The sequence below is a fragment of the Mycobacterium sp. IDUB_9 genome, from assembly GCF_055419505.1.
The window spans coordinates 1,177,948-1,201,216 of the sequence record NZ_JBVAXU010000001.1 but is presented as its reverse complement, the minus strand read 5'-3'; the positions used below and the strand labels follow the sequence as shown (position 1 = coordinate 1,201,216).

The window sequence follows — 23,269 nt, the reverse complement described above, 5'->3', positions numbered from 1 at the left end:
ATAACAACCGTGAGACAGGGAGAGCAGAGAAATGAAGAAGTTCGGATTCGCAGTCATCGCGGCCAGCGGGCTGAGCGTCGCCGTCCTGGGTCTGGCCGGACCTGCCCAGGCCGCCAAGCCCGCTCACACCGCGGCCCCCAGCAGCATCACTTTCTCCGCAGGCGTCGACCGCCTCGACTGGCTCGATCGGCTACACCCCAAGCCGGTGGTTCCGAAGGTGGACACCACTGTTCGGCACAGCGGCGCCCGCTGACACCGAAGCTCAGAACGCGTAGCGGTGATACTGCGCCATGTACCGCAGCACCGGCACCGGCTTCATGACGGCCAGCATCAATCGGTAGTACCAGGGCAGCGTCGTGAATATGGGATCGTCGAAGGGCGATTCCCTGATCAGCAAGCGGGTGCCGGGCACCGCACGCAGGATGTCTTCGGGACTGTTGATGGCCCAGTGCAGTTTGGCCCCGGATCGGCGCACCACGGTGTTGACCCACTGCGATCTGATTCCGAGGGTGTTGAACGCGTCGAATTGTATTTCCCCGGAAGGAAATCCGTCGACGATGCGCCGCAGCAGCGCGACCCCGTCGTGTTCGGTGAGGTACATCGTCAATCCTTCACCGACCATCAGGGTCGGCCGGTCGGCGGGCACGTCGCGCAGCCAGGCCGGGTCGGTCACCGAGGCGGCGATGACGTGATAGTGCTCGGCGGACGGGTAGAGCTGCTCACGCAGGTGTGCGACGTCGGGGTAGTCGATGTCGTACCACTCCACGCCGGGGCCGGGCTCAACCCGGAAGAATCGGCCGTCGAGACCGCACCCCAGGTGCAGCACCACGGCGTCGGGATGCACGGCCAGGAACTGGCGGGTCCACCGGTCGAAATGCGCGCTGCGGGTGGTCACCGACGGTGAGGTCGCCTCGGTGATCGAGGTGCGGCTCCAGTCGTAGTCGATGCGGTCGGCGATGTCTTTCGCCAACTTGTCGCCGAGGACCGGGTTGGGCATGCCGGCATCGAGCGCTTTGGCATAGAACGTCGCCAGCATGGTCTGCGGTGCCCCGGAGAGGTCGACTTTCAGCTTGTCGGTCATATCGCCAGGTTAGGCCGCAATACGCTTGCCGCCCAGTGGCTTAACGCGGCACGGCGTGGTGTTCAGCTGCTCTTCTGTGCGCGTTTGGCCGCTCGCAGGCCCACCCAGAACTTCGCTGCCTCGGCGATCGATTCCTCGACCGGCCTTGGCTGCCAACCGAGTTCACGCACGGCCTTGGAGTGGTCGAGCTCGGCTTCGGCCCGCATGAGCCGCAGGGATTCCAGCGACAACCGTTCATCGGTGCCGCGTAGCTTGCCCTTGAGCGTGCCTGCCGCGGCCAGCGCGTAGGACATCGGCAGCGGGAGCGACCGCTGTGGGGGTGCGACGCCGGCGGCCTCGGCGGCAAGCCTGGCCACCTCGGCGTTGCTGATCATCTTCTCGGAGATCAGGTAGCGCTCACCGGGGGTGCCGCGTTCGGCGGCAAGCAGCATGGCGTTCGCCGCATCATCGATGCCGACGGCCTCCAGGTCGATGCCGCTCATCACGAACGGCAGCTTGCCGAACGCGGCTCCGGCGATGATCGCCCCGTGCGGGGTCCGGCCCCAGTCGCCGCTGCCGTAGGTGGTGGACACGCACATCGCGACGGCGGGCAGCCCGCGTTCGCGGGCGTACCTCAATACGAGCTCCTCGGCCTGAACCCGCGAACGCACGTAGGGCGTCACCTTCGACACGTCGGCGATGTCCGCCTCGGTGGACCGCTTTCCCCGCTTGCGTCCGACGGTGACGTAGCTGCTGGTGAAGACGAACTTCCGTAAACCGTCGATCCCAGCGGCGACGTCGAGCACGTTGCGGGTGCCCTCGACGTTGGTACGGAACAGCGGTGCCGGGTCCCGCAGCCATCCGCGGGCGTCGACGACGCAGTGGTAGACGACGTCGCAGCCGGTCATCGCCTCTCGCAGGGCCTCGGTGTCGAAGACGTCGCCCTCGAAACGCCGGACGTCGAGGTCATCGATGGAGATGGTGTTGGCGCCCGGCCGAACCATGGCCCGGATCTCAGTGTTGTTTTCGTCGCATTCGTCTGCGGCGACCAATTGCCGCAGCACATGCGAGCCCAGGAACCCGTTGGCCCCGATGACCAGCTTGGCGCTCATTTACCGCCACCGAATTTCTTGAGCCACGCCTCGGCCTCGTCTGTCAGGGTGCCGAGCTCAGCGGCCTTGCGGCACCACTTGCGGGCCGCGGAGGCGAACCGCAGCGGGTTGTAGACATCTTCCTGACGTGACCACAAGCCGTCGCCCGCGTAGGTCAGGATCGAGATGTTGGTGGCGCTGATGATGGTGCCGTCACCGGGGTCGCGCATGGGGTTGTCCAGTTCGCAGATGATGCGGCCGGTGGGTTCGTCGATCACCGACCACAGCGACGGGAACGAGGTCATGTAGCTGCCCGGGAAGGTGGTCATGGTCTTCCAGATCCAGGGCCGGACCTGCTCGCGGCCCTTCATGGTGCCCACGGCGTGCTCGATGTAGTCGACGTCGACGGTGTAGTGGTCCGCCCACACGTCCCAGTTCTTGGTCTGCGCGGCCCGGTCCACGGTCTGCTCGAAGGTTTCAAAGGCAGCGGCGAGTTCATCGCGGCTGAAAGACCTGCTCGTCACCTCAAAACTAGAACACGTTCTATCGACCTTTGTCGAGACCCGTCACTGCGCAGCCAGCACGTGACGGGATCCCAGCGGGGCCTGCAGAGCCACCTCCGCGGTGCCGTGCACGGCAAGGGCGATGCACATGCGGCCGACGGATTCCGGCGGTGTCCCGCCGCGAAGGTCGATCGTGACGGCATCGGCGGTTTCCTGCGCGATCACGTGGACGCCGAAGCAGTCCGGGGTACCTGCAGTGAAGTTGACCAGCAGGCGTTCCTGATCACGGCTGAAGGATTCGATCCGGGTGATGTGCGGATCGACGATGGCGGGGTTGTCGGTGAAGAGGGTCCGTGCGGGATCACCACGGTAACCACGGAGCACAATGGGGCACATGGGTAACTATTCGACAGCGATCCTGGCGGGCGGCTGCTTCTGGGGTATGCAGGACCTCATCCGCAAGCAACCCGGCGTGGTCTCCACCCGGGTGGGGTACACCGGCGGACGCAACGACCATCCGACGTATCGGAACCATCCCGGTCACGCCGAGGCGGTGGAGATCGAATTCGATCCGACTCGCACCAATTACCGGGCGCTGCTGGAGTTCTTCTTCCAGATCCACGATCCGTCGACAAAGGACCGGCAGGGCAACGACGTCGGCAGCAGCTACCGGTCGGCGATCTTCTACCTCGACGACGAGCAGAAGCGCATTGCGCTGGACACCATCGCCGACGTGGATGCCTCGGGATTGTGGCCGGGCAAGGTGGTCACCGAGGTGACCGCGGCGGGCGATTTCTGGGAGGCCGAGCCCGAGCATCAGGATTACCTGCAGCACTACCCGAACGGGTACACCTGCCATTTCCCGCGCGCGGGCTGGACGCTGCCCAAACGTCAGACCGCGGGATAGCTGCTCAGTTCCCCAGCGGCGTGGCGCGCCGATGCACGACGATGCGCCCGCCCGCCGCGGGGGTGTAGGCCACACCGCGGGAGTGCACCTTTTCGCCCGGTGCGGTGGTGGTCTCGATGACGAAATGCCGCAACACCGTTCGCAGCACCACGTCCATTTCCACGTTCGCGAACACGGCACCGACACACCGCCGGGTGCCACCGCCGTATGGCAGCCAGCCCAGGCCGGGGCGGCTACCGACGAATCGCTGCGGATCGAACCGGTCCGGATCGGGGAATTCCTTTTCGGACTCCTGGATCTGCGAGATCGCCACGATGATGGAGTGTCCGCGCGGAATCTCCCACTCTCCCAGCCGGATCGACGGCGCATAGACGTGGCGGCCGGAGAAGTCGATGACGGTGCGATTGCGCTGGACCTCCAGGATGGTGGCCTGGCGGTATTCGTTGCGGTCGGTGGCCGCCTCGTCCACCAACTCAGCCAGCACCTGGGGGTGGCGGGTGATGCGCTCGAAGGCCCAGCCCAGGGTCGAGGCCGTGGTTTCGTGCCCGGCGGCCAGCAGGGTCAGTAGCTCATCGCCGATGTCCTTGCGGGACATGGCCGATCCGTCCTCATACGTGCTACGCAGCAGCAAGGACAGGATGTCGTCGCGCCGGCCGAAGTCCGGATCGGCTTCGACCTTGTCGATCAATCGATCGATGACAGCGTCGTACTCCTGGCGGTATCTGGCCAGCCGGCCCCACGGACTGAACCGGCCGTAGGTGTGGGCCGGAGTGGGCACCACCACCAGCCGCGAACCCAGGGTGACCCACGGCGGGATGATGCGGCGTAGCTCGTCGAGCTGTTCGCCGTCGGCGCCGAAGACCGCACGCAGGATCACGTTGAGAGTGATCCGCATCATCGGCTCGAGCGTCTCGAACTCTTTCCCCTGCGGCCAGTTCGCCGATTCGCGCAGGGTCTCTTCTTCGAAGATCTCCTCGTAATTCTTGATGCTCTTGCCGTGGAACGGCGGGGTCAGCAGCTTGCGACGGCGACGGTGATCGGTGCCGTCGAGCGCGAACACCGATCCCGATCCCAGGATGCGGCTCAAGTTGGGCTGAATGTTGCCGACGTCGTCGGTGTTGGCGGTGAAGAGCTGCTTGGCCAGCTGAGCGTCGGCGACGATCACAGTGGGCCCGAAGATGGGGAGTTTGAGCTTGAAGACGTCCCCTTGACGGCGGGCGAGCTGTTTGACGACCCGGCGCCTGGCCAGGGCGAAGCCGATGGCCTGCAAAGGCTTCGGAAATCGCGCCGGAGGCGGCATCCGGCCTGGCGCGGCGCCCGCGGCTGGGTTGCCGGTGGTCTTCTCAGCAGCTGCAAGCTCGGTCATACCATCTCCAGCCAGTCCTGGTACCGCGTGGTACCAATCGGTTGTGAGGTACGGTACTACCAGGTACCAGGCAGCGCAAGGGGGGTTGGACTCGATGACCTACCGGTTGCGCCTGCTCGACGGACTCGCCGCGGCGATCAACGACAAGGGCTATCGCGAGACCACCGTGGCCGACATCGTCCGCCACGCGCGCACATCCAAGCGCACGTTCTACGACCAGTTCGGCACCAAGGAGGACGGCTTCCTCGAGCTGTTGCGGGCCAACAACGCCGCACTCGTCGACCGCATCCAGGCCGCCGTCGACCCCGAGGAGTCGTGGCCGGACCAGATCGCACAGGCCGTGGGCGCCTATGTCGACCACATCGCGTCCGCCCCGGCCATCACCCTGAGCTGGATCCGCGAACTGCCGGCGCTGGGCAGCAGGGCGCGCCCGCTGCAGCGCGCAGCCCTACGCGAACTGACCGATCTGCTGATCGAACTCAGCGGCAGCGCAGGCTTCCAACGCGCCGGCCTGCCCCGGCTCACCGAGCCGATGGCCATCATCCTGCTGGGCGGGCTTCGCGAATTGACCGCGCTGATCGTCGAGGACGGCGGGGACATCCAGGAGATCTACGGGCCCGCGGTCGCCGCATCGACGGCGATCATGACTGCGAATTCAGCTCAGCACCAACCGCGCTGACTTCTCCAACCGCTGCGAGATGGCGGCGTAGGTCTCGTATCCCATCCCGGCCCACACCAGCGTGCCGGTGTAGAGCAATTCGAGTGCTTCGATCACATCGAGGTCCACGTCAGGCCCGAGTGCGGCGACCAGCCGGCCCCGCACATCCGCACCGATGCGCTGCCGCAGTGCGTCCACGTCGGGGTCCTTGCCGAGCAGAGCATTGGTGACCGCGCCGGCGAACTCTGGTTCGTCTGCCACCAGCGAGGCGATGTGCTGCAGCACCTCGACCACCCGGGTGGCCGGGTCGGGCGATTCATGAGCGGCCGGCGGAGCAGCGGAAAGCCTGCGCCAGAACACCTCGGCGACGAGGTGCTCTTTGGAGGAGAAGTAGGTGTAGGCCGTGGCCGCCCCGACCCCCGCCTCGGCGGCCACCCGGCGCACCGTCAGTCCGGCGAATCCGTCCCGGGTGATCAGCTGTAATGCGGCCTTACCCAGGCGCTCGACAGTATCGGCCTGCCGTGCACTCAGACGGCGGCGCGTCGACTCCAGAGCCGTCTCGGACACGTGTCCGGACGCTACTACAACAGCCGATGGCCAGCAACGGTAGGTTGGGCATTCATGAGCACCGCTGACACCGCCCTGCCCGCCCGCGCCGAGCGCCTGTTCGCCCTTGCCGAGCAGGTCACCGGCTTCATGCCCGCCGACGAGGGCCGCGCCCTCTACGACGCCGGCCTCCGATACCTCGGCGGCGGGGTCGGCGTCGAGATCGGCACGTACTGCGGTAAGTCGACCGTCATGCTGGGCGCGGCCGCGCAGGAGACCAACTCGGTGCTCTACACCGTCGACCACCACCACGGCTCGGAAGAGCATCAGGCCGGCTGGGAGTACCACGACACCACCATGGTGGATCCGGTCACCGGACTGTTCGACACCCTGCCCACGATGCGCCACACCCTGGACGCCGCCGGCTTGGACGAACATGTGGTCGCCGTCGTCGGCCGGTCACCCGTGGTGTCCCGCGGCTGGCGAATGCCGTTGCAGCTGTTGTTCATCGACGGTGGCCACACCGAAGAGGCGGCGCAGCGGGACTTCGACGGCTGGGCCCGCTGGGTCGAGGTGGGCGGCGCGTTGATCATCCACGATGTGTTCCCGAATCCCGATGACGGCGGCCAGGCGCCGTTCCACATCTACCAGCGCGCGCTGGCGACGGGCGCGTTCGACGAAGTCGTGGTGATGGGGTCGATGCGGGTGCTGGAGCGGACCTCGGGCGAGCCGGGCCAGTTGGGCTAGCGGTCGCCGGCCTTCCCGCCGACGCACTCACAGTCGTACTCGCCCTCAAGGCCGCGCGGAAGCCCGACGCCCCGGAAGATGCCATTGGCCGGGGTGGTCTGCGACAGCGCGTCGGCAGCCAGGATCATGGCCGCACCGGTCCAGGTGGTGCGCTCCTCGGGCCAGCGCTTGCCGTCGGCGAAAACCAGCCCGGTCCAATAGGATCCGTCGGCCTCGCGCAGGTGCTGCATGGCCGCGAACTGCTCGCGGGCCCGCCGGGTGTCACCGATCGCGTCAAGGGCCATGACCAGTTCGCAGGTCTCCGCACCGGTGACCCAGGGACGGTGATCGACGCAGCGGATGCCCAGTCCGGGCACCACGAAATCGTTCCAACGGTCGTCGATCCGAGTTCGGGCAGCCGACCCGCGCAACGCACCGCCGAGCACGGGGTAGTACCACTCCATCGCGTGGGTGTCCTTGGCGGAGAACGCCTCCGGATGAGCGGCGATGGCGTGGCCGAGACGTCCGACGGCGACCTCCCATTCGGGTTGGGGATCGTCGAGGTAGTCGGCAAGCGCCAGCCCGCACCGGATGCTGTGGTACACGCTGGCGCAACCTGTCAGCAGCGCCTCCTCAACCGGACCGGACGGACTTGCGGCCCAGTAGATCTCGCCTCCGGAGGCCTGCAGACCCAGCACGAAGTCGAGCGCTCGGGTCACCACCGGCCACATCAACTCGGCGAAGGCCCGGTCCCCGGTGATCAGCACGTGATGCCAGACGCCGGTGGCCACGTAGGCACAGAAGTTGCTGTCGCTGTTGGCGTCCTCGATGACCCCGTTGCGCAGTTGGATCGGCCAGGAGCCGTCGGCACGCTGCATGCTGCGGCACCAGTCGAAGCCCGCCCGGGCCGGTTCGATCAATCCGGCCACGGTCAGCGCCATGGCATTCTCCACGTGATCCCACGGGTCCGTGTGACCGCCGTCGAACCACGGCAGAGCCCCTGACGATTCCTGGGTCTCGGCAATCGAACGTGCCGTCTGCAGGCACTCATCTGGCGTCAAAACTCCGGGCACACCGGGGATCTCAGGAACTAGCACCGCCCGGGCCTACCCGTCGATTTCGGGCTTGCGGAAGTACAGCGCGACGCTCTTGCCGATCACCGGGTTCAGCACCGACTCGGCGGTGCGGGTGAGCCAGGGCCGGCCCATCATGTCCCACACCAGCAGCCGGTGGTAGGCCTTGACCGCGGGGTGGTCGTTCTTCTCGGTGCCGACAAGGCATTTGAGCCACCAGTACGGTGCGTGCAGCGCGTGCTCATGGTGCGTCTGGGTGAGCGTCAGCCCGTGCGCAAGGACCTTGTCCCGCAACTCGTCGGCCTTGTATATGCGGATGTGGCCACCCTCGTTGGCGTGGTACTCGTCCGACAGGAGCCAACAGACCTTCTCCGGGAGCCAGCGTGGCACCGTGATGGCAAGCGAGCCACCGGGTTTGAGGACCCGCACGAGTTCAGCGATGGCGCGGTCGTCCTGCGGTACATGCTCCAGGATCTCCGATGCGATCACGCAGTCGAAGCTGGCGTCGGGGTAGGGCAGGTCGAGAGCGTCACCTTTGACGGCCTCACCCTTGGCCGACAGCGGAACCTCGCCCGCTTCCCGCATCGCCTGCAGCATCGTGTCGACGTCGTTGAGGTCGGACACGCTCTGGTCGAAGCCGACGACAGAGGCCCCGCGCCGATAGGCCTCGAACGTGTGCCGGCCCGCACCGCAGCCCACGTCGATCACCGTCGTGCCCGGTCCGACACCGAGACGGTCGAAATCGACGGTCAGCATGAGCCCTCCTTCGCTTCTACCCGCTCACGGGCCATCTCGTATACCGATACCGTCTGTGCGGCCACCGATTCCCAACTGAAGACGTCAAGCGCCCGCTGCCGCCCGGCGGCGCCGAGCTTGCGGCGTTCCAACGGCGAGTCGAGCAGTTCACCCAGCACCTCGGTGAGCTCGTCGACATCGGCGGGGCGCACCAGCCGGGCGCAGGCGCCGTCGTCACCGACCACTTCGGGCAGTGCGCCCGCGCGGCTGGCCACGATCGGGGTGCCGCTGGCCATGGCTTCCACGGCAGGCAACGAGAAGCCCTCGTAGAGCGACGGGATGCAGGCCACCTCGGCGGAGGCCAGCAGCGCGGCGAGTTCCCCGTCACTCAGCCCACTGGAGCTGTGCACGATGTCCGAGATACCAAGCTCGGCAATGAGTTTCTCGGTCGGCCCGTTAGGTTCGAGCTTGGAGACCAACTGGACGTCGAGGTCGCGTGCCACCCGCAGCCGGGCCACTGCATGCAGTAGATGGCTGACCCCTTTGAGGGGGACGTCGGCGCTGGCGATCGCGATGATGCGCCCGCTCACCCGGTGGTCGCTGGGCTTGAACAGTTCGGTGTCCACACCGAGCGGCACGATGTGCAGCTGATTCGGCGTCACCCCGAAGTCCTCGGCGATGTCGGCGGCCGAGGACGACGACACGGTGAGCAACTCGGGGATCCTGCGGGCCACCTTCTTCTGCATCTCGGCGAACCCGTACCAGCGCCGCACCAGCGGCTTGCGCCACCACTTGGCGGCGGCGATCTCGACCACCCGGTCGCGGGTGATCGGGTGGTGCACGGTCGCGACGACCGGCAGGCCGAGGGCGGCGATCTTCAACAATGCCGAGCCCAGGCTCTGGTTGTCGTGGACCACGTCGAACTCGTCGCGGCGCGCTGCCAGGATCCGCGCGACGCGCATGGTGAACGTCCGGGGCTCCGGGAACCCGGCGCTCCACATCGTCCCCAGTTCCAGGGCGTCGATGTGGTCGCGGATCTCACTGGGCCTGGGCACCCGGAACGGGTCCGGTTCGCGGTAGAGATCGAGGCTGGGAACCTTGGTCAGCGTCACCCGCGGGTCCAGACCCTCGGGATACGGCTGGCCGGAGAACACCTCGACGTCATGGCCGAGTTCGGCGAGCCCGCGGCTCAGGTAGCGCACATAGACGCCCTGGCCACCGCAGTGAGTCTTGCTCCGATAGGACAGCAACGCGATACGCATAATGAGATCACCCGACGGCCGGAATACTGCTGAGCTGGGAATACACGCTCACGCGTCGACTCCGAACCCTCTGGACATGTGTCCAGACTATAGTTTGACCTGCTAGCCAACGCAACGCGTCGGCCGACGCTCAGGCCGGAGGGAAGCCACCGGTGGCAACGGGGCCCCAGTGCGTCGGAGTGATCCTGATCAGGCACTTGCCCTGGTCCACCATCGCTTGCCGGTATTCGTCCCAGTCCGGATGTTCGCCGGCGACCGCGCGGAAGTAGTCGACCAGTGGCTCCACCGCGTCCGGCAGTTCGATCACCTCGGCATTACCGTCGACTTGCACATACGGACCGTTGAACTCCTCGGACAGCACCGTCACGCTGGCCCGGGGCGTGCGGCGGAGGTTGGCTGCCTTCGCCCGCTGCGGGTAACTCGCGATCACGATGCGCCCCTGCTCGTCGACCCCGCCGGTCACCGGCGAGGTCTGCAGCGAACCGTCGGCCCGGAATGTGGTGAGCACCATGTGGTGACGTGGGCGCACGAAGTCCAGGAGTTCGTCGATTCCTACGTTGTCAGCGGTCGCATACTTTCGGGCCATGCCTCGACGGTAGGACAAAGGCGAACGGCCGGGGAAAGCCCAACCCCGTCAGCCGCGCGCCGGTCACCGCCGCGACGTCGATCGGCAGCACCTTGCCCGACGACGGTTCGTAGCACTGCAGCACATCGCCATCCGCATCGACGATCAGCACCCAGTGCCGTGGAATACCGCGCTCACCGATCAGCATTGCCACGGGCCAGCCCTCCGCGACAGCACCACGCACATCCGACAACGTGTCGCGGGCGCCGCGGAAGCGCCGCCACCGGTACCCGACTCCACGCTTCGCGCTGTGGTCGGACAGCGCGCGGGCCATTCCCACCGGCGTGGTCCCGAGCTGTCGCGGCCAGATCCGGTTGACCGCAGCGTGAATTCGGCCCTGCTCCTCGGCGAACCAGGTATGGCCGTCGGGGTTCAGCAACTCCGCGCGATAGGTGTGATCCAGCAAGGCGCCGGCCACCACGGCGACCGTAGGGCCACAAGTGATCCCGTCACGTTGCCGTAGCCGCAAGGCCGCCAGTCTGCCTGGCTTCACACAGATCCGGTCATCTGATCGATCAATTCCTGCCATCGGAACTAAAGCTTCTGAGCTGCCGGTTTTACCTGACAACGGGCAGCGTATCGAAACGCCGCGAACCGGAACAGGAGGGACAGTCCCGTGCGAAACACAATCGGAAAGTCGCGATTCGTCGCCGCGGCCGTCAGCGGGCTGGCAGCTGCAGTCATCGGGCCTGCCGTCGCGCTCGCGACAGCCGCGCCCAACGGGCCCAGCAACGCTCAACAGACCATCGAAGAACTGCAATCCCAGGGTTACACGGTGATCGTCAACCGCCTGGGTTCGGCACCGCTGGACAAGGCGACCGTCGTCGCGGTCCGGCCCGGACCGAACTTCAGCCGCACCGACACGCTGAGCGCCGTGACCACCCGCACGGTGTACGTCGACGTCAAGTAGCAGACAGCCACCGCCATTGCCGTCGATAATGATCCGATGGCAGTGAAGATGGCCGACCTACTGGGTAGCGAGTCGGGTGCTCTGCGATACCAGCCCACTACCAAGCGAATTCGGATTTGTCTGGGCGGTGAACCGGTGGCCGACACCGATGCGGCGGTCCTGGTCTGGGAACCGCGCCGGGTGGTCCCGACGTATGCGGTGCCGCGTTCGGCATTGACGGCACAACTGGTTCCGGCCGGCGGGGAGGTGGGTGACGACGAGATCCCCGGCTTCCTGGATCCGTCGGTGCCGTTCACCGCACACACCTGCCCGGGCACAACGTTCGACGTCATCGCCGGTGACGAAGCCGGTGCTGCCGCGGCATTTCAGCCCGACGACGCGGACCTGGCCGACTACCTGATCCTGGACTTCTCGACGTTCGAATGGCGGGAGGAAGACGAGGCGATCGTCGCGCACCCGCACGACCCGTTCCACCGGATCGACATCCGGCGCAGCCGGCGACGCATCCGCGTCGAACTCGACGGACGGGTGCTGGCCGAATCCTGCGATCCCATGCTGTTATTCGAGACCGGGCTCCCCACCCGGCACTACCTGCCCCGCGAAGACGTCACCACCGCACTCGCCGTGAGCAACACCGTCACATACTGCGCATACAAGGGCCGGGCCACGTACTACTCGGTGCCCGGCGGGGCCACCGATCTGGCCTGGGCCTATCACGAACCGCTGAACGACGCGGTGCCGGTCGGCGACCGCGTCTGCTTCTTCGACGAGCACGTCGATGTGTTCGTCGACGGCGAGCGGGTGGACCGTCCCGTCACACCGTGGAGCCGACGGAGCTAACGGAACGCCTGTTTGCGGCCGCCCGCTTCTGGCAACATCTGTCACCGACACCACTGTCAGTTGACCGGAGGTCATGATGAGCTCACCGGACGTCACGCTCACCGCGGCCACCGGGACGGAGGGCGGTGGCGCCGCACTCGACCAGGTGGTCGGCATGTCGGTGGTCGCCCTCATCGTCACCGTCGCCCTGCTGTGGATCGGTTACCTGCACCGCAACCGGCGCATCACCTGGCTCAACGATTTCGCCGAATGGTTGGGCCGCAAATTCCACCGGCCGCCGTGGGTGGCGCTGCAGGTGTTCCTGTTCACCGCGACCATCATCTGCGCGCTGTTCGGCTTCATCTGGGATGTCAGCCTGCACATCGGCAAGGGCCGGGATCCGGGCCCCCTGGCCAACCCTGCGCACTACTTCATCCTGTTCGGGCTGTTCCTGCTGTTCATCGCCGGTTCGATGGCCATCGTCCTGCCCTACGACAAGCCCGGCCCGGCAGCCATCCGGATCACCCGCAGCTGGTACGCCCCGGTGGGTGGTGTGTTGATGGCGCTCTGCGGCCTCTATGCGCTCATCGGTTTTCCGCTCGACGACATCTGGCACCGGATCTTCGGCCAGGATGTCACCCTTTGGGGCCCAACGCATTTGATGCTCATCGGCGGCGCCGGGTTGTCGCTGATCGCCGTGCTGCTGCTCGAGCACGAGGGACGGGTGGCGATTGGCCCGGACGCAGGTGAGGACAGTAAGTTCAACAAGTTCCTCTACTTCCTGTCCTTCGGCGGTCTGTTCATCGGCCTGTCGGTGTTCCAGATCGAATACGACTTCGGCGTCGAGCAGTTCCGGTTGGTGCTGCAACCGATGATGATCGCCGCCGCGGCCGCATTCGCCGCAGTCGCGGCACGGTTGGTCCTCGGCCCCGGTGCCGCGCTGATCGCCGCCGGGTTCGCGATCGCGCTGCGTGGAGCGGTCGCCTTGATCGTGGGCCCGGTTCTGGGTGCGCCAACAAGTTGGTTCGCGCTGTACCTGGGGCCGGCACTGGTGGTCGAGCTCATTGCCCTGACCCCACTTGTGAAGCGACCCATCCTGTTTGGCGCGGTAGGCGGGCTGGGCGTCGGCACCGTGGGGCTGTGGCTGGAATCGTTGTGGATCGGCGCGGTCTACCACTACCCCTGGCCGACCAGCATGTGGGGTGAGGCGCTGGGCATGGCGATACCGGTCGCCGTCGGAATGGGCCTTTGTGGCGCACTGCTGGCCCTGGTGCTCACCGGCCAGGCGTTGCCCCGGCCCGCGGTGGGCATCTCGATCGTGGTGGCCACCGTGCTGGTGATCGGCGGCGCCGTGGCCAACGGGCTACGCACCGAAGTTCCGCAAAATGCCAGTGCCACCATCACTCTGACGGATCTTCCGGCCCACAACGGGCATCGCATGGCCTCGGCCGATGTGCAGATCAGCCCGGCCGACGTGGTCAGCGACAATCCGGAGTGGGTGTCGATCCTGGCGTGGCAGGGAGGCCTGCCCAACGACCGTGGCCTGATCGTCGACCCGTTGGAGAAGGTGGGCCCGGGGCATTACCGCTCGACGCAGCCCATCCCGGTGTCCGGAAGCTGGAAGACCCTGCTGCGCGTGCAGGACGGAAACACCATGGCCGGTGTCCCGATCTTCCTGCCCGCCGACCCGGGTATCGGAGCGCCCGAAACCCCGGCGCTGACCTCGAGCAGCCGAGAGTTCGTGCAGGAGATCACGATTCTGCAGCGTGAACGCAACCTCGATCACCCGTCCTGGCTGTACAACGTGGCGTCGCTGGTGGTGTTGGTGTGCACGCTGCTCCTGATCGCCGGGCTGACCTGGGGTGCCGGCCGCATCAACGCCAGGGAGCTGGCCGCCGGCCGTGAACCCGCCGGGCTCACATGACGTATCCGATCGAGTATCAGGCCGACCACACGCTGCTGCTGGCCTTGCCGGCCTTCGCGCCGGCGCTGGTCGTGGTCGGTGTCGTGGTGTACGTCGCCATGCGCGACCGGCGCAGGCCGCGTGATGACGACAGCGGCGACGCTCAAGATGAAGGTACGCACTCCTGCGGCGAAGATGGTTCACCGTGATCAACCTCAAAAGCAGTGTCATCGTCCTGACGTCCGCCCTCGCCCTGGTGACGGCCGGTTGTGGCGGCGGCTCCGGCGAGTCCGCCGAGTCTGCCGCTCCCTCGGCGACCACCGTCAGTCCGTCGGACATGACCAACCAGCAGCAGGCCCCCGCCCGGCTGCTGATCGACGTCACCATCAAGGCCGGTCAGGTGACTCCGACCAACGAGCGGCTGACGGGCAAGGTCGGCGAGCCGATCGTGGTGCGGGTCAACAGCGACGCCGCCGATGAGTTGCACGTGCACTCGAATCCCGAACACAGCTTCAAGATCGAGGCACGTAACGGTCAGCAGTTCCAGTTCACCGTCGACGTGCCCGGCACCGTCGACATCGAGCTGCACCACCTGAACCGCACGATCGCCGGCGTGCAAGTGCAGCAGTGACGCCCGGGGCGACCGCGGTACTGGCCCACGGTCTGGGCGGTTCGACCGACCTCCCGATCCCCTACACGTACGCCCTGATCGGTGCGGCTTGGACGCTGACGTTCACCTTTGCGGTGGTGGCGCTGGCCTGGCGGCGGCCCCGGTTCGATCCTGACAAGCCAGGTCTGGGGCTGCCGCGCTGGGTGACGACGGCGTTCGACTCTCCCGTGACCCGCTGGGGTGTGGGCCTGCTCGCGCTCGTGTTCACCGGGTGGGTGGCGTACACCGCGTTCGCCCGGCCGCCTGGTGCCAATCCGCTGCCGGGGGTCTTCTATGTGCTGCTGTGGGTGGGGTTGGTCGCCGCCTCGGTGCTGTTCGGCCCGGTGTGGCGGCTGATCTCGCCGGTCCGTACGTTGTCCCGGTTCCTACCGACTGGTGGCCGAAGCTATCCCGAACGGCTCGGCTACTGGCCGGCTGCCGCGGGGCTGTTCGCGTTCGTGTGGTTGGAGCTGGCGAGCCCCGACCCGGGATCGGTTGTGGCCATTCGTAACTGGCTGCTGATCTACCTCGTGGTGACGCTCGCCGGTGCACTGTGTTGCGGTCAGCGCTGGTTGGAGAGCGCGGACCCGTTCGAGGTGTACAGCACGGTCGCATCGAGGCTCTCACCGCTGCGCCGCCACGATGGCCGGATCGTGATCGGTAACCCGTTCGATCACCTGCCCTCGCTGCCGGTGCGGCCGGGGCTGGTCGCCGTGCTTGCCGTGCTGCTGGGATCGACCGCGTTCGACAGCTTCTCGGCGATGCCGCAGTGGCGTAACTTCGTCGACGCGCATGCGGGCTCGCCGCTGGGCTCCAGCCTGATCCGTACCGCGGGCCTGCTGGTGTTCGCGTCCACGGTGGCGGTCACGTTCTGGGCGGCTACCCGCACCACGGGCGGGGTGGATCGCGAGCTGCGGCGGAAGTTGCCTGGGCTGATGGCGCATTCGCTGATCCCGATCGTCATCGGCTATGTGTTCGCGCATTACCTGTCCTATCTGGTCGAGCGCGGCCAGCAGACAGTGATCCTGCTCTTCGGGCTCCACGACGTGCAGGTCAGCTACTTCCTCTCCGCTCACCCCACGCTCTTGGCCAGTCTCAAGGTCGGGTTCGTGTTGGCCGGTCACGTCGCCGGGGTGATCGCCGCACACGACCGAGCCCTGCGCCTGCTGCCGAAACAACACCAGCTCACCGGCCAATTGGCGACGATGCTGGTGATGGTCGGCTATACCTTCACCGGGCTGTACCTGCTGTTCGGCGGGTAGCGTCGGAACCATGTCCTCCAGGCAGATTCGGGCACTGATCGTCGTCGACGTGCAGAACGATTTCTGCGAGGGTGGTTCGCTGGCGGTCGCGGGTGGTTCAGCGGTGGCGCGGGGCATCACCGCACTACTGGCCTCCGACCACGGGTACGACCATGTGGTGGCCACCAAGGATTTCCACATCGACCCGGGTGAGCATTTCTCCGACAGCCCTGACTACCGGACGTCGTGGCCGCGGCACTGCGTGGCCGATACCCCGGGTGCGGCATTCCATCCCGATCTCGACTCGACCACCGTGGAGGCGGTGTTCGAGAAAGGCCACCATTCGGCGGCCTACAGCGGGTTCGAAGGCGTCGACGCTTCCGGGACACCCCTGGCGGATTGGCTGGCCGAGCGCGGCGTCGATGCGGTCGACGTGGTGGGCATCGCCACCGATTACTGTGTCGCGGCCACCGCGGCCGATGCGGTGAAGGCGGGGCTGCGCACCCGTGTGCTGACCGGCCTGACCGCCGGTGTCGCGCCGGAGAGCAGCACTGCGGCACTGGCCGAATTGCGTTCCACCGGGGTGGAAATCACTTAGTCGGGTCGACGGGCCGACCGGTCCAGCGCGGGTCCCGACGCTCGACGTGGGCACGCACGCCTTCACGGGCGTCGTCGTGTGCCATCAACTCCAGGTGTATCCGGGTCTCCCGGGCACCGACTCCCGCGCGGTCGAGATCATAGGAATCCCACAGCAGCCGTTTGCTGGCCGCGACCGACATCGGCGCGGTGTTGACCGCGATGTCGTGTGCGATTTCCAGTGCGGCAGGCAGAACCTGCTCGGCCGGGAGCACGCGGCTGCCAAGGCCGAGTTCGACCGCGCGATATCCGTCGAACGTGGCTCCGGTCAAAAGGATCTCCGCGGAATTGGCCAGGCCCACCAGCCGGGGCAGCACCCAATGCGAGTAGGCGTCGCCGACCATGCCGCGCCGGGCCTGCACCACGCCGTACCGGGCATCGGCGGCGAAAAGCCGGATGTCGCACTGCAACGCCAGGGTCAGCCCGATGCCGATGGCGTGTCCGTTGACCGCCGCGATCACCGGTTTGTCCAGGGTCCAGGCCGGCACGGCCAGGCCGGCGGCGCTGAATTCCTGCCCCGGTTCGGTGAAGGTCTGCTCCCCCGCGCCGAGGTCCGCGCCGGCGCAGAACGCCGGTGGAGTGCCGGTCAGCACGATCGCCCGGATCGCGTCGTCGGCGTCGCAACGCAGGTAGGCGTCGGCCAACTCCTCGCGCATCCCGCCGCCGAAGGCGTTGCGCTGCTGCGGACGGTCCAGCGTGATGATCGCGACCGCGTTGTCGAGGGTGACCCGCACCGTCTGGTATTCCGGCGGGTCAGAGCTGATGGTCACGGCTGACTGTACCGCCGAACATTCATCCGGCCGCAGGTCCCCGGGCGCCGTATCGTCGATTAGTGACCTCCGAAACGTGGCGCGGCAAGCCCTACCCGCTCGGCGCGACCTATGACGGCTCGGGTACCAATTTCGCGTTGTTCAGCGAGGTGGCCGAGCGAGTCGAACTGTGTCTGTTCGATCCCGACGAGTCGGGGGCGCTGCATGAGACGCGGGTGACGCTGCCCGAGGTCGACGGATTCGTCTGGCACGGTTTCATTCCCGGGATCGAGCCCGGCCAACGCTACGGCTACCGGGTGCACGGCCCGTACGATCCGGGGTCCGGCCGGCGCTGCAACCCGAACAAGCTCGTGCTGGACCCGTACGCCAAGGCCATCGAAGGCTCCTTCGACTGGGGCCAGCCGTTGTTCTCCTACAACTTCGACGACCCGGACAGCCGCAATGACGACGATTCGGCGGCCCACATGCCCAAGGCCGTGGTGATCAATCCGTACTTCGACTGGGGCGTCGACCACCCGCCGAGTCACGAGTACGCGGACACCGTCATCTACGAGGCCCATGTCAAGGGGCTCACCCAAACCCACCCGGACATCCCCGAGCAGCTGCGCGGAACCTACGCCGCCGTCGCACATCCGGCGATCATCGAGCATCTGAAAGCACTGCGGGTCAATGCCATCGAACTGATGCCGGTACACCACTTCGTGGATGACTCCACCCTGGTCGACAAAGGCTTGTCGAACTACTGGGGCTACAACACGATCGGGTTCCTGGCGCCCGACCCCCGCTACAGCTCGGCGGGCACCCCCGGCGGTCACGTCCAGGAGTTCAAGGCCATGGTGCGTGAACTGCACGCCAACGACATCGAGGTGATCCTCGATGTCGTCTACAACCACACGGCCGAGGGCAACCACCTGGGGCCGACGCTGTCGATGCGCGGGATCGACAATGCCGCCTACTACCGGCTGGTCGACGACGACAAGCAGTACTACATGGACTACACCGGTACCGGTAACAGTCTCAACGTCGGCCATCCGCACTCGTTGCAGCTGATCATGGACTCGTTGCGGTACTGGGTCACCGAGATGCGTGTCGACGGATTCCGTTTCGACCTGGCCGCCACGCTGGCCCGCGAGTTCTACGACGTGGACCGGTTGAGCGCCTTTTTCGAACTGGTGCAACAGGATCCGATTGTCAGCCAGGTCAAGTTGATCGCCGAGCCATGGGATGTCGGGCCCGGCGGTTACCAGGTGGGTAACTTCCCGCCGCAGTGGACCGAATGGAACGGCAAGTTCCGCGACACCGTGCGCGACTACTGGCGTGGCGAGCCGGCCACGCTCGACGAGTTCGCCTACCGGCTGACGGGTTCGGCCGATCTCTATGAGCAGACCGGCCGTCGCCCGTTCGCCTCGATCAACTTCGTCACCGCCCATGACGGATTCACCCTCCGGGACCTGGTGTCCTACAACGAAAAACACAACGAGGCGAACGGCGAGGACAACCGCGACGGGGAGAGCAACAACAAATCGTGGAACTGCGGTGCCGAAGGTCCGTCCGATGATCCTGCGGTCAACACGTTGCGCGGCCGCCAGCAACGCAACTTCCTGGCCACTCTGCTGCTCTCCCAGGGCGTTCCGATGATCTCGCACGGCGATGAGTTGGGCCGCACCCAGCGCGGAAACAACAACGTCTACTGCCAGGACAACGAAATCTCCTGGATCGACTGGACCACAGCGGATCTCGATCTGATCGAGTTCACCCGCTCGGTGTCGGCCCTACGCGCCGCGCATCCGGTGTTCCGGCGCCGCAGGTTCTTCGACGGCCGGCCGGTACGCGAGGCGGGCGCCGCCGGATTGCCCGACATCGCCTGGCTCGCACCCGATGGGTCCGACATGACGGCCGAGGACTGGGAGACCGGGTATGCCAAGTCGGTGGCCGTGTACCTGAACGGACAGGGCATCGCCGATCCGGATGTCAGGGGTCAGCGGGTGGTCGACGACTCGTTCCTGCTGTGCTTCAACGCGCACTATGAACCGATCGAGTTCGCGTTACCACCGGCACAATTCGGCGCCCGCTGGATTCCGGCGATCAGCACTTCGGCAAACTCCACACGCGATGCAGTCGCTGCCGGCAACACCGTCCTCGTGGATGCGCGCGCCGTCCTGGTGCTGCAGGCCGAATCAGATTGAGCGTCAATTCAAAGCGTTGCTCATCAGCCCGAAGTCCCTGCCCTAACCAGGAAGTCTGGTACCTTGAACATGTAGCAGCCGTGGCCGCCTAAGTAGACGTCGAGCGCTTGCTTGATGTCACCGGCCGGGCGGGCTGGGGGGTACGAGCCGAAGAGCGGCGGCAACTACCCTGCGGCCACGGCTGCGGCGTCTCCTCGGGTTTGCCGCAACACTTCCGAACTCATTCAAATCGGTTTCTCATCGAGTCCCCAAAGTTCTCTCATCCACAATACCTCTGTAACAGAGCTATTGTGGATGCATGGAGGCCCGACACGATCTCGTCAGCGAGTTGTTCTCCGTCGTCGGCCGGTTCCGCAGACAGCTGCGCCGGTCCACCGGTGGCGGATTCGACGGCACCGGGTTGACCCAGTCGCAGGGCGAACTGTTACGCCTGGTCGGCCGGAGGCCCGGCATCTCGGTGCGGGAAGCGGCCGCCGAACTCAGCCTGGTGCCCAACTCCGCGTCCACGCTGGTGTCACGCCTGGTCGCCGACGGGATGCTCACCAGAACCGCCGACGACGCGGACCGGCGCGTCGGCCGCCTGCGGCTCACCCCGCCCGCGCAGGCGATCGCCGACGAGTCCAGGGCGGCCCGCCGGGCCGCACTGTCGGCTGTGCTGGCACAACTTGACGACGGCCAGATCAACGATCTGGCAAACGGATTGGATGTCATGGACGAACTGACCCGGCTCCTGCACGAGAGCGAAACATGAGCGCCCCGGCCATCGACTGCCGGCACCTGACCCATCGTTACGGCGCCTTCACCGCGGTCGACGACCTGACCCTGCAGGTCCATCGCGGGGAGACCCTGGGGCTGCTCGGTCCCAACGGCGCGGGCAAAACCACGGCAGTGCGGGTGCTGACCACCCTGACGCCGGTACAGGAGGGCGAGGTCCGGATATTCGGTCTCGACGCGGACCGGCACACCATGGACATCCGGCACAACATCGGCTATGTCCCGCAACAACTCTCGATCGAAGCAGCGCTCACGGGCCGACAGAACGTCGAGTTGTTCGCGCGCCTGTACGACGTGCCGCGGGCCGAACGCGCCGATCGGGTGAACCAGGCGTTGGAGTCGATGCAACTGCTCGATGTCGCCGGTGCCGTGGCGGGCACGTACTCCGGTGGCATGGTGCGCCGCCTCGAGCTGGCTCAGGCACTGGTCAACCGTCCGCAGCTGCTGATCCTCGACGAGCCCACGGTCGGGCTGGATCCCATCGCGCGCGACAGCGTCTGGGCACAGGTCGGCCGGATGCAGGCCGAGTTCGGGATGACAGTGCTACTCACCACGCACTACATGGGCGAGGCCGACGCCCTCTGCGACCGGGTGGCACTGATGCACCATGGTCGGTTGCAGGCGCTCGGGACGCCGGCCGAACTCAAGGCCAGAGTGTCGACGGCCGAGGAGTCCGAGAACGCCACTCTCGAGGACGTCTTCCGCCACTACGCCGGGTCGGACCTGACCGATGCCGGGCATCAACCCGGCGGCATGCGTGAGGTTCGGGCGACCCGTAGGACGGCCCGCCGTGTCAGCTGAAGCACTGGTCCTGGCCCCGCGCGGGATGCGCCGGGTCCGCGCGATGGCACGGCGGATGTCGGCCTTCGCCCTGGTCGAACTGCAGAAGCTGCGCCACGACCGCACCGAGTTGTTCACCCGGATGGTCCAGCCCGCGCTGTGGTTGTTGATCTTCGGCCAGACCTTCAGCCGCCTGCACCTCGTCGACACCGGCGGTGTGGGCTACCTGGCCTTCCTGGCACCGGGGATCATCGCCCAGTCGGCACTGTTCATCTCGATCTTCTACGGCATCCAGATCATCTGGGATCGCGACGCCGGCATCCTGGCCAAGCTCATGGTCACTCCCGCGCCGGCTTCGGCGCTGGTGGCGGGCAAAGCATTCGCGGCCGGGGTGCGCTCGGTGGTGCAGGTGGTCGGCGTCGTGCTCCTGGCATATCTGATGGGGATCGCGATGACGGTCAATCCGCTGCGCATCCTGGCCGCGATGGCCGTGGTGGCGCTCGGGGCGGCCTTCTTCGCGTGCCTGTCGATGACGCTGGCCGGGCTGGTGCGCAAGCGGGACCGGCTGATGGGTATCGGCCAGGCGATCACCATGCCCTTGTTCTTCGCGTCCAACGCGCTCTACCCCGTCGACATCATGCCGACCTGGCTGCGCTGGTTGTCCACGGTCAACCCGCTCAGTTACGAGGTCAACGCGCTGCGCGGGCTGCTGATCGGCACCCCGACCAACTGGGCGCTCGACATCAGCGTGCTGATCGCGGCCGCGGTGCTCGGCGTCGCCGTCGCCTCGTTGTTGTTGCGCCGGCTGGTCCGGTAGACCGAACCCTGGCGTCCCCAACCAACCGGGTGGTTTAGTGTGCAGTCAGATCCACCGACAGGGAGACGGTCATGCAACTGGCGCTCACACCGGAGGAAGCAGCTTTCCGCGATGAGCTGCGCACCTTCTATACGACGAAAATCCCCGCCGAGCTTCGCGAACAGAATCGGCTCGGGTTACCCCTCGGCAAAGAGGGCATCGTCACTGCGCACAAGATCCTGCACGAGCACGGCCTCGCCGTGCCCAACTGGCCGGTCGAGTGGGGCGGCAAGGACTGGACGCCCAACCAGCATCAGATCTGGCTCGACGAGATGCAGTTGGCGAGCGTCCCCGAGCCGCTCACCTTCAACGCCAGGATGGTCGGCCCGGTGATCGCCGAGTTCGGCTCGCAGGAGGTCAAGGAACGCTTCCTGCCGCCGACCGCGGCGCTGGACATCTGGTGGTGCCAGGGCTTCTCCGAGCCCGAGGCCGGCTCGGACCTGGCCTCCCTGCGCACCACCGCGATCCGCGACGGGGACACCTACGTGGTCAACGGCCAGAAGACCTGGACCACGCTGGGTCAGCACGCCGACTGGATCTTCTGCCTGGTCCGCACCGACCCGCAGGCGCCCAAGAAGCAGGCGGGTATCTCGTTCCTGCTGTTCGAAATGGACACCCCCGGTGTGACGCTGCGTCCGATCAAGCTGATCGACGGCAGCTACGAGGTCAACGAGGTGTTCTTCGAGGACGTCCGGGTGCCCGCCAACCAGCTCGTCGGCGAGGAGAACCAGGGCTGGACCTACGCGAAGTTCCTGCTCGGCAACGAGCGCACCGGGATCGCCCAGGTGGCCCGGACCAAGGTACGTCTCGCCGAGGTGAAGGAACGCGCCGCGGCCAATGGCCTGCTGGCCGATCCACTGTTCGCCGCGCGCCTGGCCGAGGCTGAAAATGACGTGCTGGCACTGGAGGTCACCCAGATGCGCGTGACCTCCGATTCGGCCGACGGCAAGCCCAGCCCGGCGTCCTCGGTGCTGAAGCTGCGCGGCAGCCAGCTGCAGCAGACCGCCACCGAACTGCTCGTCGAGGTCGCCGGCGCCGACGCGCTGCCGTATGAGGCCGGCGACATCGCCTCGCCGGAATGGGCCCAGCAGGCCGCTCCGCACTACCTCAACTACCGCAAGACCTCGATCTACGGCGGTAGCAACGAGGTGCAGCGCACCATCATCGCGTCCACCATTCTCGGATTGTGAGTT

At 66.6% G+C, this 23,269-nt stretch carries 28 protein-coding genes; 16 read left to right on the top strand and 12 right to left on the bottom strand.

What is annotated here, in order from left to right; genetic code table 11:
- Positions 1-31 precede the first annotated feature (31 nt).
- The gene (locus ACZY08_RS05895; RefSeq protein ID WP_463743618.1) at positions 32-253 is read left to right on the top strand and encodes a hypothetical protein; all 222 of its coding nucleotides are present in this window, start codon (positions 32-34) and stop codon (positions 251-253) included.
- Between the two features lie 9 nt (positions 254-262).
- Here ACZY08_RS05895 and ACZY08_RS05890 read toward each other — a convergent pair whose 3' ends face one another.
- From ACZY08_RS05890 to ACZY08_RS05875, 4 genes are all read right to left on the bottom strand, one after another.
- Positions 263-1,081, bottom strand: a complete 819-nt coding sequence (locus ACZY08_RS05890; protein ID WP_463743617.1) for a class I SAM-dependent methyltransferase — start codon at positions 1,079-1,081, stop codon at positions 263-265.
- Between the two features lie 62 nt (positions 1,082-1,143).
- A complete protein-coding gene (locus ACZY08_RS05885) occupies positions 1,144-2,172 on the bottom strand; it encodes an NAD-dependent epimerase/dehydratase family protein (RefSeq protein WP_463743616.1) in 1,029 nt (342 codons plus the stop codon).
- Entirely contained in the window at positions 2,169-2,675 is a 507-nt protein-coding gene (locus tag ACZY08_RS05880; RefSeq protein WP_463743615.1) for a nuclear transport factor 2-like protein, read from the bottom strand. Before ACZY08_RS05880 ends, ACZY08_RS05885 begins: the two co-directional genes overlap by 4 nt.
- 42 nt (positions 2,676-2,717) lie before the next feature.
- Entirely contained in the window at positions 2,718-3,050 is a 333-nt protein-coding gene (locus tag ACZY08_RS05875; protein WP_463743614.1) for a hypothetical protein, read from the bottom strand.
- Here ACZY08_RS05875 and msrA point away from each other — a divergent pair.
- Complete coding sequence (gene msrA / locus ACZY08_RS05870) at positions 3,049-3,561, top strand: peptide-methionine (S)-S-oxide reductase MsrA (protein ID WP_463743613.1); 513 nt, start codon at positions 3,049-3,051, stop codon at positions 3,559-3,561. The two genes, ACZY08_RS05875 and msrA, sit on opposite strands and share 2 nt — an antisense overlap.
- A 4-nt stretch (positions 3,562-3,565) precedes the next feature.
- On the opposite strand, the gene ACZY08_RS05865 is transcribed toward msrA, so the two are convergent.
- Positions 3,566-4,942: a cytochrome P450 gene (locus tag ACZY08_RS05865; protein ID WP_463744168.1), complete on the bottom strand. Its 1,377-nt coding sequence runs from the start codon at positions 4,940-4,942 to the stop codon at positions 3,566-3,568.
- A gap of 79 nt (positions 4,943-5,021) precedes the next feature.
- Between ACZY08_RS05865 and ACZY08_RS05860 the strand changes: the two genes are divergently transcribed.
- The gene (locus ACZY08_RS05860; protein WP_463743612.1) at positions 5,022-5,606 is read left to right on the top strand and encodes a TetR/AcrR family transcriptional regulator; all 585 of its coding nucleotides are present in this window, start codon (positions 5,022-5,024) and stop codon (positions 5,604-5,606) included.
- On the opposite strand, the gene ACZY08_RS05855 is transcribed toward ACZY08_RS05860, so the two are convergent.
- The gene (locus ACZY08_RS05855; protein ID WP_463743611.1) at positions 5,583-6,152 is read right to left on the bottom strand and encodes a TetR/AcrR family transcriptional regulator; all 570 of its coding nucleotides are present in this window, start codon (positions 6,150-6,152) and stop codon (positions 5,583-5,585) included. The genes ACZY08_RS05860 and ACZY08_RS05855 overlap by 24 nt on opposite strands.
- A 54-nt stretch (positions 6,153-6,206) precedes the next feature.
- Here ACZY08_RS05855 and ACZY08_RS05850 point away from each other — a divergent pair, with 54 nt between their 5' ends.
- Entirely contained in the window at positions 6,207-6,878 is a 672-nt protein-coding gene (locus tag ACZY08_RS05850; RefSeq protein ID WP_463743610.1) for a class I SAM-dependent methyltransferase, read from the top strand.
- Here the strand turns inward: ACZY08_RS05850 and ACZY08_RS05845 are convergent.
- The 5 genes from ACZY08_RS05845 to ACZY08_RS05825 all read right to left on the bottom strand — a co-directional run bounded on the left by ACZY08_RS05845 (position 6,875) and on the right by ACZY08_RS05825 (position 11,045).
- Positions 6,875-7,954 (bottom strand): prenyltransferase, encoded by a 1,080-nt coding sequence (locus ACZY08_RS05845; protein WP_463743609.1) that lies wholly within the window; start codon positions 7,952-7,954, stop codon positions 6,875-6,877. The genes ACZY08_RS05850 and ACZY08_RS05845 overlap by 4 nt on opposite strands.
- 9 nt (positions 7,955-7,963) lie before the next feature.
- Positions 7,964-8,686: a class I SAM-dependent methyltransferase gene (locus tag ACZY08_RS05840; protein WP_463743608.1), complete on the bottom strand. Its 723-nt coding sequence runs from the start codon at positions 8,684-8,686 to the stop codon at positions 7,964-7,966.
- Positions 8,680-9,927 carry a glycosyltransferase family 4 protein gene (locus tag ACZY08_RS05835; protein WP_463743607.1) on the bottom strand — a complete coding sequence of 416 codons (1,248 nt, stop codon included), beginning with the start codon at positions 9,925-9,927 and terminating at the stop codon, positions 8,680-8,682. The genes ACZY08_RS05840 and ACZY08_RS05835 overlap by 7 nt, the downstream gene beginning before the upstream one ends.
- Before the next feature lie 130 nt (positions 9,928-10,057).
- The gene (locus ACZY08_RS05830) at positions 10,058-10,513 is read right to left on the bottom strand and encodes a PPOX class F420-dependent oxidoreductase (protein WP_463743606.1); all 456 of its coding nucleotides are present in this window, start codon (positions 10,511-10,513) and stop codon (positions 10,058-10,060) included.
- Positions 10,488-11,045, bottom strand: a complete 558-nt coding sequence (locus tag ACZY08_RS05825) for a cysteine peptidase family C39 domain-containing protein (protein WP_463743605.1) — start codon at positions 11,043-11,045, stop codon at positions 10,488-10,490. The genes ACZY08_RS05830 and ACZY08_RS05825 overlap by 26 nt, the downstream gene beginning before the upstream one ends.
- Before the next feature lie 123 nt (positions 11,046-11,168).
- On the opposite strand from ACZY08_RS05825, the gene ACZY08_RS05820 reads away from it, so the two are divergent.
- The 7 genes from ACZY08_RS05820 (at position 11,169) to ACZY08_RS05790 (ending at position 16,672) form a co-directional block, all read left to right on the top strand.
- Positions 11,169-11,462 (top strand): hypothetical protein, encoded by a 294-nt coding sequence (locus ACZY08_RS05820; protein ID WP_463743604.1) that lies wholly within the window; start codon positions 11,169-11,171, stop codon positions 11,460-11,462.
- A 36-nt stretch (positions 11,463-11,498) separates the two neighbouring features.
- The gene (locus ACZY08_RS05815; protein WP_463743603.1) at positions 11,499-12,302 is read left to right on the top strand and encodes a DUF427 domain-containing protein; all 804 of its coding nucleotides are present in this window, start codon (positions 11,499-11,501) and stop codon (positions 12,300-12,302) included.
- Between the two features lie 76 nt (positions 12,303-12,378).
- Complete coding sequence (locus tag ACZY08_RS05810) at positions 12,379-14,205, top strand: hypothetical protein (RefSeq protein ID WP_463743602.1); 1,827 nt, start codon at positions 12,379-12,381, stop codon at positions 14,203-14,205.
- On the top strand, positions 14,202-14,393 hold the full coding sequence (locus ACZY08_RS05805) for a hypothetical protein (protein WP_463743601.1): 192 nt from the start codon (positions 14,202-14,204) through the stop codon (positions 14,391-14,393). The genes ACZY08_RS05810 and ACZY08_RS05805 overlap by 4 nt, the downstream gene beginning before the upstream one ends.
- On the top strand, positions 14,390-14,815 hold the full coding sequence (locus tag ACZY08_RS05800; protein WP_463743600.1) for a hypothetical protein: 426 nt from the start codon (positions 14,390-14,392) through the stop codon (positions 14,813-14,815). The genes ACZY08_RS05805 and ACZY08_RS05800 overlap by 4 nt, the downstream gene beginning before the upstream one ends.
- Positions 14,812-16,095: a hypothetical protein gene (locus tag ACZY08_RS05795; RefSeq protein WP_463743599.1), complete on the top strand. Its 1,284-nt coding sequence runs from the start codon at positions 14,812-14,814 to the stop codon at positions 16,093-16,095. Before ACZY08_RS05800 ends, ACZY08_RS05795 begins: the two co-directional genes overlap by 4 nt.
- Before the next feature lie 25 nt (positions 16,096-16,120).
- The gene (locus ACZY08_RS05790; RefSeq protein ID WP_463744167.1) at positions 16,121-16,672 is read left to right on the top strand and encodes an isochorismatase family protein; all 552 of its coding nucleotides are present in this window, start codon (positions 16,121-16,123) and stop codon (positions 16,670-16,672) included.
- Here ACZY08_RS05790 and ACZY08_RS05785 read toward each other — a convergent pair.
- Positions 16,665-17,480, bottom strand: coding sequence for an enoyl-CoA hydratase/isomerase family protein (locus ACZY08_RS05785; RefSeq protein ID WP_463743598.1), 816 nt, complete (start codon positions 17,478-17,480; stop codon positions 16,665-16,667). The two genes, ACZY08_RS05790 and ACZY08_RS05785, sit on opposite strands and share 8 nt — an antisense overlap.
- A gap of 62 nt (positions 17,481-17,542) precedes the next feature.
- Between ACZY08_RS05785 and glgX the strand changes: the two genes are divergently transcribed.
- The 5 genes from glgX (at position 17,543) to ACZY08_RS05760 (ending at position 23,266) form a co-directional block, all read left to right on the top strand.
- Positions 17,543-19,666 carry a glycogen debranching protein GlgX gene (glgX, locus tag ACZY08_RS05780; RefSeq protein WP_463743597.1) on the top strand — a complete coding sequence of 708 codons (2,124 nt, stop codon included), beginning with the start codon at positions 17,543-17,545 and terminating at the stop codon, positions 19,664-19,666.
- Positions 19,667-19,964: 298 nt separating this feature from the next.
- The gene (locus tag ACZY08_RS05775) at positions 19,965-20,417 is read left to right on the top strand and encodes a MarR family winged helix-turn-helix transcriptional regulator (RefSeq protein ID WP_463743596.1); all 453 of its coding nucleotides are present in this window, start codon (positions 19,965-19,967) and stop codon (positions 20,415-20,417) included.
- Positions 20,414-21,241, top strand: a complete 828-nt coding sequence (locus ACZY08_RS05770) for an ATP-binding cassette domain-containing protein (protein ID WP_463743595.1) — start codon at positions 20,414-20,416, stop codon at positions 21,239-21,241. The genes ACZY08_RS05775 and ACZY08_RS05770 overlap by 4 nt, the downstream gene beginning before the upstream one ends.
- 43 nt (positions 21,242-21,284) lie before the next feature.
- On the top strand, positions 21,285-22,037 hold the full coding sequence (locus ACZY08_RS05765) for an ABC transporter permease (RefSeq protein ID WP_463744166.1): 753 nt from the start codon (positions 21,285-21,287) through the stop codon (positions 22,035-22,037).
- A gap of 71 nt (positions 22,038-22,108) precedes the next feature.
- Positions 22,109-23,266, top strand: a complete 1,158-nt coding sequence (locus ACZY08_RS05760; protein ID WP_463743594.1) for an acyl-CoA dehydrogenase family protein — start codon at positions 22,109-22,111, stop codon at positions 23,264-23,266.
- The last annotated feature ends 3 nt before the right edge of the window (positions 23,267-23,269 follow it).

What these genes read in the sequence shown, in the direction of transcription:
- ACZY08_RS05895 (WP_463743618.1), top strand. Translation starts at nt 32, where the DNA reads ATGAAGAAGTTCGGATTCGCAGTCATCGCGGCCAGCGGGCTGAGCGTC.
- ACZY08_RS05890 (WP_463743617.1), bottom strand. Translation starts at nt 1,081, where the DNA reads ATGACCGACAAGCTGAAAGTCGACCTCTCCGGGGCACCGCAGACCATG.
- ACZY08_RS05885 (WP_463743616.1), bottom strand. Translation starts at nt 2,172, where the DNA reads ATGAGCGCCAAGCTGGTCATCGGGGCCAACGGGTTCCTGGGCTCGCAT.
- msrA (WP_463743613.1), top strand. Translation starts at nt 3,049, where the DNA reads ATGGGTAACTATTCGACAGCGATCCTGGCGGGCGGCTGCTTCTGGGGT.
- ACZY08_RS05875 (WP_463743614.1), bottom strand. Translation starts at nt 3,050, where the DNA reads ATGTGCCCCATTGTGCTCCGTGGTTACCGTGGTGATCCCGCACGGACC.
- ACZY08_RS05860 (WP_463743612.1), top strand. Translation starts at nt 5,022, where the DNA reads ATGACCTACCGGTTGCGCCTGCTCGACGGACTCGCCGCGGCGATCAAC.
- ACZY08_RS05850 (WP_463743610.1), top strand. Translation starts at nt 6,207, where the DNA reads ATGAGCACCGCTGACACCGCCCTGCCCGCCCGCGCCGAGCGCCTGTTC.
- ACZY08_RS05840 (WP_463743608.1), bottom strand. Translation starts at nt 8,686, where the DNA reads ATGCTGACCGTCGATTTCGACCGTCTCGGTGTCGGACCGGGCACGACG.
- ACZY08_RS05835 (WP_463743607.1), bottom strand. Translation starts at nt 9,927, where the DNA reads ATGCGTATCGCGTTGCTGTCCTATCGGAGCAAGACTCACTGCGGTGGC.
- ACZY08_RS05830 (WP_463743606.1), bottom strand. Translation starts at nt 10,513, where the DNA reads ATGGCCCGAAAGTATGCGACCGCTGACAACGTAGGAATCGACGAACTC.
- ACZY08_RS05815 (WP_463743603.1), top strand. Translation starts at nt 11,499, where the DNA reads ATGGCAGTGAAGATGGCCGACCTACTGGGTAGCGAGTCGGGTGCTCTG.
- ACZY08_RS05810 (WP_463743602.1), top strand. Translation starts at nt 12,379, where the DNA reads ATGAGCTCACCGGACGTCACGCTCACCGCGGCCACCGGGACGGAGGGC.
- ACZY08_RS05805 (WP_463743601.1), top strand. Translation starts at nt 14,202, where the DNA reads ATGACGTATCCGATCGAGTATCAGGCCGACCACACGCTGCTGCTGGCC.
- ACZY08_RS05775 (WP_463743596.1), top strand. Translation starts at nt 19,965, where the DNA reads ATGGAGGCCCGACACGATCTCGTCAGCGAGTTGTTCTCCGTCGTCGGC.
- ACZY08_RS05770 (WP_463743595.1), top strand. Translation starts at nt 20,414, where the DNA reads ATGAGCGCCCCGGCCATCGACTGCCGGCACCTGACCCATCGTTACGGC.
- ACZY08_RS05765 (WP_463744166.1), top strand. Translation starts at nt 21,285, where the DNA reads ATGGCACGGCGGATGTCGGCCTTCGCCCTGGTCGAACTGCAGAAGCTG.
- ACZY08_RS05760 (WP_463743594.1), top strand. Translation starts at nt 22,109, where the DNA reads ATGCAACTGGCGCTCACACCGGAGGAAGCAGCTTTCCGCGATGAGCTG.